Below are 8995 nucleotides of genomic sequence, written 5' to 3'. Positions count from 1 at the left end.
TTATAATTAAATTAAAAATGGATTTTAGGTTCGATCCCCCCTGCCCCCCTTGATAAGGGGGGTGCCGATAGGCGGGGGGATCTGATGATTTTTAACGCCTACCTACTTAGGTGATTATTTATTATGACTATGTCGAGAGAGGAACAATTAAAGCTCCTTGGTCAGATGAAAGATTCTGATATAGATTATTCAGATGTACCTGCTACTGATGCCGAATTTTGGCAAGAAGCTACTGTAGAAGCTGCCCGTTGGATGGTATCGAGGGAAACGCCCATCGCCAGTAGGGGCAATTCATGAATTGCCCCTACTCCGTACCTCCCAACTGGGTTTTAAGTTTTATGATGCCTTACATCTGGCTTTTGCTGAAGCGGGGGGCGCTGATATTTTCCTGACCACCGATGACAGGCTGCTGCGAAAAGCTCAACAATATAGAGATCCAATTAACGTAATGGTAGAGAATCCCTCGCTTTTAGCGATGGGAGTGTCAAAGGAGGATGGCAATGAAATTAGCTGAACTGAGAAAACAAGGATATCAAGCTTTAGTTGACTCTTTAGGGGTGGTGGGAATGCTCCGCTTCCTGCAACAATTGGAAGTCGGCCATGGCGATTACACCGCCGAGCGACACCAGTGGTTAGATGAACTGACCCTCGCCGATTTTCAGAGCTACGTTCAACAAAAGAAAAGTATCAATGGTGGGGAGTTAGGGGGTTAGAAGGCAAGAACTGGCTCTTCTGGTTTCTGTGTGGAAACGAGGTCTATACTGATAGAATATCCGTCAAAATAGTGCTTAAAGTCTTGCCTGATCAGCATTTCACGATTCCATAGGCAAAAATTATCAGACAAAATCGAGAAGAGCCATTAATTCTGTCGGGGTGATTAGAAAGGAATATCGTCTAAATTTTCCTCCACCGATGTGTCGCTAGGTTGCCAAGCGGAAGGATTAGAAAGTTCATAGGATGCGTCGTATTCAAAATCCCCGGTGGAGACAGGTGCGACGGGTTTTTCCACCTCGGTTTTATTCGATTTGTGGGCATTGATTGGTACGACTTTTTCCGGAGTCGGGGCCGTCATTTCACCGCTACTCATGCTGCCGTCAAGATGATAGAGATGACTAATGACTAATTCGGCCCGTTTTTCCTTAAAACCTTCGGGACGATCGATCGTCTGCATGGAGAGACGACCTTCTAAAATTACCTGATCACCTTCATGATAATTCTGAGCGACTTCTGAGGCCAAATTTCCCCAAGCTACGGCCCTTAAATTAGTCGGGGTTGCCTCGGCACGATTGGCAGAAAACTCGACTAACATTTGAGCGTAGGGAGTTTGATTATCTTGGGTATAACGTAATTCGGGACGACGGACAATTTTAGCCATTAAAATGCAACTGTTCATGGTCGAAAATTAGTCTGAATTTTTCTAATAGCACCATTGTACTGAAAAAGTACAATGATCACCACTGTGGAGGTTAGGGAATTTTATGGGACTCTGGTTAAGAAAAAATCTCTTTAACACTTGGTACAACGTCATCTTAACCCTTGCAGGTCTATTTCTCAGCCTCTGGGGTGGTTTCAGTTTTCTCGATTGGGCGATAAATCAGGCAAAATGGGCTGTAGTGACGGAAAATATCGGTTTATTTGTGGTCGGTCGTTATCCAGAACAGTCAATATGGCGGATTTGGCTGATTTTAACGATACTTGCGGCTTTATCACTGTTTTCTTGGCAATTAAACCGGGGTCGCTTCCCCGATTGCCCCGCTTTTCTCCAACGCTGGTGGGGATTGATGTGGTTATTGACTTTACCTTTAATCGCTTGGTTGCTATTGGGGGGATTATTTTTAACGACAATCCCCCTTGATGATCTCAGTGGTTTAATCTTAACTTTATTAGTAGCGATCGCCAGTATGATTTTATCTTTCCCCTTGGGGGTATTATTAGCCCTGGGGAGACAGAGTGAATTACCGGCAATTCGTTGGCTATCTATTGGCTATATCGAATTATTGCGCGGTTTACCTTTGTTGGGAATTTTATTCATGGCCCAGGTGATGTTACCCTTGATTTTACCCGCCGGGACCAGACCAGAACGAGTGATCAGAGCGATCGCCGGATTTACCCTTTTTGCAGCAGCCTATCTGGCCGAAAATGTCCGCGGTGGTTTACAAGCGATTCCCAAAGGTCAAATTGAAGCGGCCAAAGCCTTGGGTTTAAAACCGATTTTCGTTTTATTATTGATCGTTCTACCCCAAGCTTTAAAAGCGGTCATTCCCGCTATTGTTGGTCAATTTATCAGTTTATTTAAGGATACTTCCCTACTGGCGATCGTGGGACTGGTGGACCTCTTGGGTATGGCAGGATCGGTTTTAGCTAATCCGAAATTTATCGGCGATTATCCAGAGGTTTATCTATTTTTGGCCTTTATTTACTGGATTTTCTGTTATTCTATGTCCCTAGCCAGTCGTAGGTTAGAACAGCGTTGATTGGGGTTGGGGTGTAGGGTGTAGGGTGTGGGGTGTGGGGTGTAGGGTGTAGGGCGTAGGGTGTAGGGTGATGGGGTGATGGGGTGTAGGGTGTAGGGTGTAGGGTGTGGGGTGTAGGGTGATGGGGTGATGGGGTGATGGGGTGATGGGGTGTGGGGTGTCGGAAGAATAAATAGAAATAATCTCCTGTCTCCCGTCTCCTGTCTCCTGATGACCGGCTACTAACCCCACCAACAGACTTATTCAGCACACCCTACCTAGCTTTTTGTCATAAATATTGATATTATTTAACAATCAGCAGCAATTTATGGTAAATATATTTATTTAGGAGAGGGAGAAAATGGCTGGATTCTTTGGCCTGTTTGGCAATAAGACGAAATACGTCGATGAACCGATGGATCTGAGCGCACCGGAACCGAAAGAGGCTTTTTACTTGGAACCCGATGACGCTAAAACTCTCGGTGATATCGACTTTATGCGGACACCGATCACGATCCGACGTACTTTCCCGAAAACTGCCTCGAATAAAAAGGGTGGCGAATCGATTAAACAGATTTCCTCTATGGAAGTCAGCAAAGTCACCGATAACGGTATTGTGGCAAAATCGGCTACTTCCGAGGCTAATGGTAACGGTAACGGTACTAATGATAACGGTCGTCGCACTAACGATGACAGTATCAATCCTTTCCTGAAAATGGCCCGGGAAATCAAGAAATAGTATAGTAAGGTGAGCATTGGCCACCCTTGAGATCAAACTTTGGTGGGGAAGGCCCACCTTTTTTTATGACCATTATTAACGGAAAAACCAAGTTATTAGGCGTAATCGGCGATCCTATCGGCCATACTCTTTCTCCCCTCATGCACAATGCCGCTATCGATGCCTTGGGGCTAAATTATGTCTATCTTCCCCTACCTATCGCCCCAGAAAATTTAGCAACTGCGATCGCTGGCTTGTCCGCCATCGATCTAGAGGGTTTTAGCGTCACAATTCCCCATAAATTAGCAATTATTCCCTTATTATCGCAAATTACCGAGAAAGCAAGGCTAGTAGGCGCAGTTAATACCGTCTGGCGCACGGAAACCGGTTGGCGGGGAACGAATACCGATGTGGATGGCTTTCTCGCACCCTTGAAATCCCTTGACAAAGATTGGAGTCGGGTGAATCCAGTTATTTTAGGCAATGGCGGCGCTGCCCGGGCGGTAGTGGTGGCTTGCGCCCAGTTGGGCTGTGGCGAAATTCATGTGGTAGGACGCAATCAAAAGAAATTAGATCCTTTTAAAGAAAGTTGGGCGAATACAAGCCTCTATGACCTCCTAGAAGTGCATAGCTGGGACGAATTAGAGGGGCTGGTATCCACCACAGAACTCCTGATTAATTCTACCCCGATCGGAATGTCCCCCCAGGGCGAACAATCCCCTGTTGAGTTAGAATTATTAGACCTTTTACCCCCATCGGCGATCGCCTACGATCTAATTTATAATCCCCGGCCGACCAAATTTCTCCGGTTGGCCCGGACTAGAGGGATCAGAATTATTGATGGGTTAGAAATGTTAGTTAATCAGGGAGCGATCGCGCTAGAAATCTGGTTAGGTCAACCCGTCCCCGTCTCGGTCATGCGGGAAGCTTTGTTAAAACAATTCTAAATGCTAAAATCCTATTTCTAGCTTTATTTATGCCCCCTTCTAGCTCCTTTTGGAAAACTCTGAATAACTCGATTCTAGTGCGCTATCTATTATTATTTGGCTGTGGCTGGAGTCTGATTATCTTAATTAACTATTTCTACGGGATGATCGCTATTTTTACTGGTTCAGCGATTCTGGCCGCCCTATTAAATTATCCTGTGGTTTGGTTATCCCGTTATCTACCGAGAGGACTAGCCATTGCTATTACCACCCTAGCAGCTTTTATCCTCCTATTTGGATTAGTCACAGGCATAGGATTAGAAGCAGTTAATCAGGGGAGAGGACTACTATTCAATCTTACCGATGCCCTGAGTCAAAAAGATTTTTTACCCTTTCAAGACTTTCTCGATCGATTAGATTTGAATAAAATGGTGGGAAGCCTACAAACCGGTTTAGCCACGGGTTTATCGATCGTACAGGGAGTTTTTTCCAGCGTCTTTACGGGCATTTTCGGGGCGGTGATCAGTGTTTATATGCTCATCGACGGTGATAAACTCTGGCGAGGTTTTTTGCAACTTCTCCCCCTAGCATACCGGGAGCGTTTTGCCAAGTCTTTTCGACAAAGTTTTCTGGGATTTATTCGCGGGCAACTGTTGTTAATGCTCTTTTTATCGGTGACGAGTTTCTTGAGTTTTTCGGTATTAGGAATCAAATACGCGCTAATTTTAGCGGGTATTCTCGGGATTATCGATGCTATCCCGGGTATCGGGGCAACCCTGGGCATTTTGTTGGTAACTATCTTGACTTTTACCTCCCAGGGACCAGCAGTTGCGGTTAAAGCTTTTATCGTCTGTGTTGTCTTGGTGCAAATTCAAGATAATATTATTCGCCCTAAAGTTATGGGCAATGCCCTAGAATTAAACCCAGTAATTTTATTTTTATCCCTCTTTATCGGCGAAAGAATTGCGGGATTATTAGGGGTTTTTCTCTCCATTCCTATCGCTGGGATGATCGCGATCTGGATCGGATCGAGCGAAGAAAAACAAATAACAGCTTTAGAGGAAAATCAGTTAGGAGAAAGTCAAGAGAATTAAGAGCCGATCTCCAGTCTCTACTATACAATTAGGGAAATTTGTTATCTACAAAACTCGATCGCTACCTATGGAAAACCTAGATTTAAAGAAATCCTCGCCCCTCTTACTTATCTCACCGTTTTTTCTCTGGGGAACATCGATGGTAGCGATGAAGGGTGTTATCCCCCACACCACCCCCCTATTTATGGCGGGAATTCGCCTTGTCCCCGCCGGAATGTTAGTTTTAATGGTAGCTTGGTTTTTAGGTCGTCCTCAGCCCAAAACCCTGCAAGCGTGGCTATGGATTGCCCTTTTTGCTCTGATGGATGCCACTCTTTTTCAAGGTTTTCTGGCATTGGGATTAAATCGCACCGGGGCGGGGTTAGGATCGGTAATTATTGACTCCCAACCCCTAGCGGTGGCTTTAATGTCGAGTTGGCTATTTAAAGAAGTTATCGGTGTCTGGGGATGGTTGGGATTGGGTTTAGGGATTGGGGGAATTAGTTTAATTGGCTTGCCCGATCAATGGTTTTATGACTTTTTTGGACAAAAAGGGCTAAATATTGACTTTAGCTGGCAGGAATTACTAAATAGCGGCGAAATGCTCATGCTTTTGGCTTCCCTATCCATGGCGGTGGGAACAGTCTTAATCCGGTTTGTCTGTCGTCATGCGGATCCCGTCAGCGCCACGGGATGGCACATGATTTTAGGAGGATTGCCCCTATTTTTAGCTTCAGGTTTCAGAGAATCCCATCAATGGCAGAATATAGATTTGAATGGTTGGTTAGCTTTAAGTTATGCCACTATTTTTGGTAGTGCGATCGCATACGGAATATTCTTTTATTTAGCCGCCAAGGGCAATTTAACCAGTTTAAGTTCTTTAACTTTTTTAACTCCGGTTTTTGCCCTCACTTTCGGGAATTTATTCCTCGGTGAGATGTTAAGTGTATTGCAATGGGTGGGGGTATCTTTAACCCTCGTTAGTATTTATTTAATCAATCAAAGGGAAAGAATCGCCCCACAAGTGCGCGCAATTTTTGCTAATCTTTCCTCTGCTTCCGTGAAGTAAACATGAGTGTTGGGTGTTGGGTTTTAGGGTTTTGGGGTTTTAGGGTTTTGGGGTTTTGAGGGATTAGTTAAAATTTCCCCATTTCCCCATTTCCCTATCCCCCTATTTCCCTATCCCCCCATTTCCCTATCCCCCTATTTCCCCATTTCCCTATCCCCAATCTCTGATTTATACCCAAAAGCAACTAACTCAAATTCCGTCCGAATTACCTCGACTCTGGCAAAATTTGCTTCTTGTAATTTCCGGTTGAGATTTTGAGAGGTAAAACCAGTTTTATGAGCCATATAGGGCATCCCAGGCACTTCGGTTCCCATGCCGTAAAACATCCACAAAGCGCGCACGGGACCACCGGGAGAAATATATAAAGGTTCATTTTCCATATCGCCTCTAGCGACAAATTCGGCGGCAGTTTGCATATCGGGAACCACGATCATCAAAAAGCCTTCGGGTTTAAGAATGCGTTTAAATTCCTCTAGGGCGATGGGAACTTCGTAATGATAAATATGTTCTAGATTATGACTAGAAAAAACCGCATCGACGGAGTTATCGGGAACGGCACTTAAATCGGTAATAGTTCCTAAAATATCAGGGTTAACAGCAGTATTGATATCGAGGCGAATTTCTTGCCAATTGCCATCGCGGAATAGTTGGGGTAAAGCTTCGGGATTATAGGGACCACAACCCACATTTAAAACCAGTTTTTTCGGGGATTTTAGCGCTGTTATCTCCGGGGGAGCATTCCAAGCTAATAAACAAATATTTTTGAAACCAAGCAAACCGTGATTAGCGACTTGATCATCTAAAATTATCTGGGCTTGGGGATGGGTTTTAATAAAATCTTTTATGGCCTGTTGGAGAGCAGGATGCTGACATTTATTGATCATAATTAAAGCGGAATCAGACCAGAATTTTTTGGCTAAAAGTAAGGAGATCAAAAGTGATCGATAGTCTTCGGCAGCATCGTAGTAATAAACTCCCAGCTTTTCTTCACTGTTTAATTCTTCGAGATCATCGAAAAAGGGTTCCGTTTCTTGATCGCTTAAAAATATCTGTTCTGATAGTTGAAAATCCTCCAAATCCTGAGATAATATAGTTAGTCTTTCTCCCGATGGATCGTATTTAAAAAAAGCTTCTACGCCATAACCGTAGCGATCGCTATTATCGCAGAAAGCGGCGACTAAACTACCGCGACGAAAACAACCCACTTGACAGTAAACCTCGTCCGGTTGCAGACAGGCAACGGCTAAATTGAGTAGGGGAAAGAGATTGCGATCGGGATAGGAGGCGGGTTTTTGGCTTAAAAGGGTTAATTGCTCGGAAATAGGCGACATTAAAGCCGATCCCCAATCCTGATACTGTTGAGGCAGTTTTTCTAAGAATTTCTGTAAATCCATACCTTGCTTTCCCGAAAACTATAATCCTTTTCCTTATCATAAATTATCGCGCTTGTCACCAGGCCACGGACTCATATTGTGGAAGAGTGCTAATCTAACTATTAGCCCATCAGCACAAGTAGAGGAACTTCTGATATGCCCGACAACCGCTTCCAGATCAAATTTTGGGGAGTACGGGGGAGTATTCCCTGTCCTGGTTCGGAAACCGTGCGTTATGGTGGTAATACTTCCTGTGTAGAGATGCAAGTCGGTAGAGAAAGATTAATCTTTGACGGTGGTACGGGGTTACGCGCCCTAGGACAGTCTTTGATGGCAGAAAGTCCAGCGAAAGCCCATTTATTGTTCAGCCACTCCCATTGGGATCATATTCAGGGTTTTCCTTTTTTTATCCCCGCTTTTATCAGGGGCAATACTTTTAAAATCTACGCGGTTCCCTCCCCCAACGGGGCAACCATCAAGCAAAAATTACACGATCAGATGTCACATCCCAATTTTCCCGTGCCTTTGCAGATTATGCGGGCCGATTTAGAATTTTATAATCTAGAAATGGGCGAAACCCTCCACTGTGGGGATGTCACCGTCGAAACCCGTCCTTTAAATCATCCAGGAGAAGCGGTGGGTTATCGGGTAAATTGGCAGGGTTTATCGGCAGCATATATTACCGATACCGAACATTTTCCTGATCGCCTTGATGATAACGTTCTGGCTTTGGCCTGGCAAGCGGATGTAATGATTATTGATGCTACCTACACCGATGAGGAATACAACGATCCTAATTTTCCTAAGGTGGGTTGGGGCCATTCCACTTGGCAGCAGGCAGTCAAAATCGCTCAAGCAGCGCAAGTTAAGCAGTTAGTTCTATTTCATCACGATCCGGCCCATAATGACGATTTTCTCGATCGCATTGGGGAAGAGGCAAGAAAGATTTTCCCTGAAACTATTCTCGCCTGGGAAGGACTTTCGATCGAACTGCGGCTGGGGGGTTCTCATACTAAATCCGTTGAGTATAGGCTACTTATGAGGACAGGCACTCATGCAAGAGGCAAGAGGCAAAACGGAGAATAAATAATCAGTTTTTAATAACCGGATTTAGTATTAGCACAAGATTCGTTGAATTGACCGAAAATTTGGGTACAAGCCCCGTCCTCCACTTAAATATATATTGTCAACTTAAAGAATTTTGTGCTAAGATATTGATACTCGATCGAGCAGTGTCAAGATGTTTGTACTAGAATACAAAGTCAAGCCAAAACCTAATCAAATAGAAGCCATTAATGAAGCAATACGGACAACCCAATTTGTTCGGAATAAAGTCCTGCGTTATTGGATGGATAATCAGGGTGTTGGCAAAACAGAGTTATT

General features: G+C 44.4%; 11 protein-coding genes and 1 pseudogene. 10 read left to right on the top strand and 2 right to left on the bottom strand.

Annotated features, from left to right (window positions below; all coding sequences use genetic code 11):
- The first annotated feature begins 123 nt into the window (after nt 1-123).
- The 3 genes from IM477_RS08145 to IM477_RS08135 are packed head-to-tail and all read left to right on the top strand — an operon-like array spanning nt 124 to nt 713.
- The gene (locus tag IM477_RS08145; protein ID WP_287731286.1) at nt 124-297 is read left to right on the top strand and encodes a hypothetical protein; all 174 of its coding nucleotides are present in this window, start codon (nt 124-126) and stop codon (nt 295-297) included.
- A gap of 1 nt (nt 298) precedes the next feature.
- Nucleotides 299-514, top strand: coding sequence for a PIN domain-containing protein (locus IM477_RS08140; RefSeq protein WP_287731284.1), 216 nt, complete (start codon nt 299-301; stop codon nt 512-514).
- The gene (locus IM477_RS08135) at nt 501-713 is read left to right on the top strand and encodes a hypothetical protein (RefSeq protein WP_002758270.1); all 213 of its coding nucleotides are present in this window, start codon (nt 501-503) and stop codon (nt 711-713) included. The genes IM477_RS08140 and IM477_RS08135 overlap by 14 nt, the downstream gene beginning before the upstream one ends.
- A 164-nt stretch (nt 714-877) precedes the next feature.
- Here IM477_RS08135 and IM477_RS08130 read toward each other — a convergent pair whose 3' ends face one another.
- Entirely contained in the window at nt 878-1393 is a 516-nt protein-coding gene (locus tag IM477_RS08130; protein ID WP_287731282.1) for a single-stranded DNA-binding protein, read from the bottom strand.
- 85 nt (nt 1394-1478) lie between these two features.
- Here IM477_RS08130 and IM477_RS08125 point away from each other — a divergent pair, with 85 nt between their 5' ends.
- The 5 genes from IM477_RS08125 (at nt 1479) to IM477_RS08105 (ending at nt 6239) form a co-directional block, all read left to right on the top strand.
- Complete coding sequence (locus IM477_RS08125) at nt 1479-2474, top strand: amino acid ABC transporter permease (RefSeq protein WP_287731280.1); 996 nt, start codon at nt 1479-1481, stop codon at nt 2472-2474.
- Nucleotides 2475-2814: 340 nt separating this feature from the next.
- Complete coding sequence (locus IM477_RS08120; protein WP_286823745.1) at nt 2815-3192, top strand: hypothetical protein; 378 nt, start codon at nt 2815-2817, stop codon at nt 3190-3192.
- Nucleotides 3193-3257: 65 nt separating this feature from the next.
- On the top strand, nt 3258-4118 hold the full coding sequence (locus IM477_RS08115) for a shikimate dehydrogenase (RefSeq protein ID WP_287731278.1): 861 nt from the start codon (nt 3258-3260) through the stop codon (nt 4116-4118).
- Between the two features lie 29 nt (nt 4119-4147).
- A complete protein-coding gene (locus IM477_RS08110; RefSeq protein WP_287731277.1) occupies nt 4148-5191 on the top strand; it encodes an AI-2E family transporter in 1044 nt (347 codons plus the stop codon).
- Nucleotides 5192-5258: 67 nt separating this feature from the next.
- Entirely contained in the window at nt 5259-6239 is a 981-nt protein-coding gene (locus IM477_RS08105) for a DMT family transporter (protein WP_287731275.1), read from the top strand.
- A 134-nt stretch (nt 6240-6373) separates the two neighbouring features.
- Here the strand turns inward: IM477_RS08105 and IM477_RS08100 are convergent, their stop codons facing one another.
- Nucleotides 6374-7633 carry a class I SAM-dependent methyltransferase gene (locus tag IM477_RS08100; RefSeq protein WP_287731273.1) on the bottom strand — a complete coding sequence of 420 codons (1260 nt, stop codon included), beginning with the start codon at nt 7631-7633 and terminating at the stop codon, nt 6374-6376.
- Nucleotides 7634-7768: 135 nt separating this feature from the next.
- On the opposite strand from IM477_RS08100, the gene IM477_RS08095 reads away from it, so the two are divergent.
- Both IM477_RS08095 and IM477_RS08090 read left to right on the top strand, forming a co-directional pair.
- Entirely contained in the window at nt 7769-8698 is a 930-nt protein-coding gene (locus IM477_RS08095; RefSeq protein WP_287731271.1) for an MBL fold metallo-hydrolase, read from the top strand.
- A gap of 154 nt (nt 8699-8852) precedes the next feature.
- Nucleotides 8853-8995: pseudogene (locus IM477_RS08090) on the top strand (RNA-guided endonuclease TnpB family protein); the annotation flags it as partial.

This window comes from Microcystis sp. M090S1, assembly GCF_020246295.1.
Lineage (GTDB): Bacteria > Cyanobacteriota > Cyanobacteriia > Cyanobacteriales > Microcystaceae > Microcystis > Microcystis aeruginosa.
Note: the sequence above shows the minus strand (reverse complement) of the source record. Positions and strands in the feature narration are given on the sequence as shown.

Coding starts and splice junctions, on each gene's coding strand:
- IM477_RS08145 (WP_287731286.1), top strand. CDS start 124: ATGACTATGTCGAGAGAGGAACAATTAAAGCTCCTTGGTCAGATGAAA.
- IM477_RS08135 (WP_002758270.1), top strand. CDS start 501: ATGAAATTAGCTGAACTGAGAAAACAAGGATATCAAGCTTTAGTTGAC.
- IM477_RS08130 (WP_287731282.1), bottom strand. CDS start 1,393: ATGAACAGTTGCATTTTAATGGCTAAAATTGTCCGTCGTCCCGAATTA.
- IM477_RS08125 (WP_287731280.1), top strand. CDS start 1,479: ATGGGACTCTGGTTAAGAAAAAATCTCTTTAACACTTGGTACAACGTC.
- IM477_RS08120 (WP_286823745.1), top strand. CDS start 2,815: ATGGCTGGATTCTTTGGCCTGTTTGGCAATAAGACGAAATACGTCGAT.
- IM477_RS08115 (WP_287731278.1), top strand. CDS start 3,258: ATGACCATTATTAACGGAAAAACCAAGTTATTAGGCGTAATCGGCGAT.
- IM477_RS08110 (WP_287731277.1), top strand. CDS start 4,148: ATGCCCCCTTCTAGCTCCTTTTGGAAAACTCTGAATAACTCGATTCTA.
- IM477_RS08105 (WP_287731275.1), top strand. CDS start 5,259: ATGGAAAACCTAGATTTAAAGAAATCCTCGCCCCTCTTACTTATCTCA.
- IM477_RS08100 (WP_287731273.1), bottom strand. CDS start 7,633: ATGGATTTACAGAAATTCTTAGAAAAACTGCCTCAACAGTATCAGGAT.
- IM477_RS08095 (WP_287731271.1), top strand. CDS start 7,769: ATGCCCGACAACCGCTTCCAGATCAAATTTTGGGGAGTACGGGGGAGT.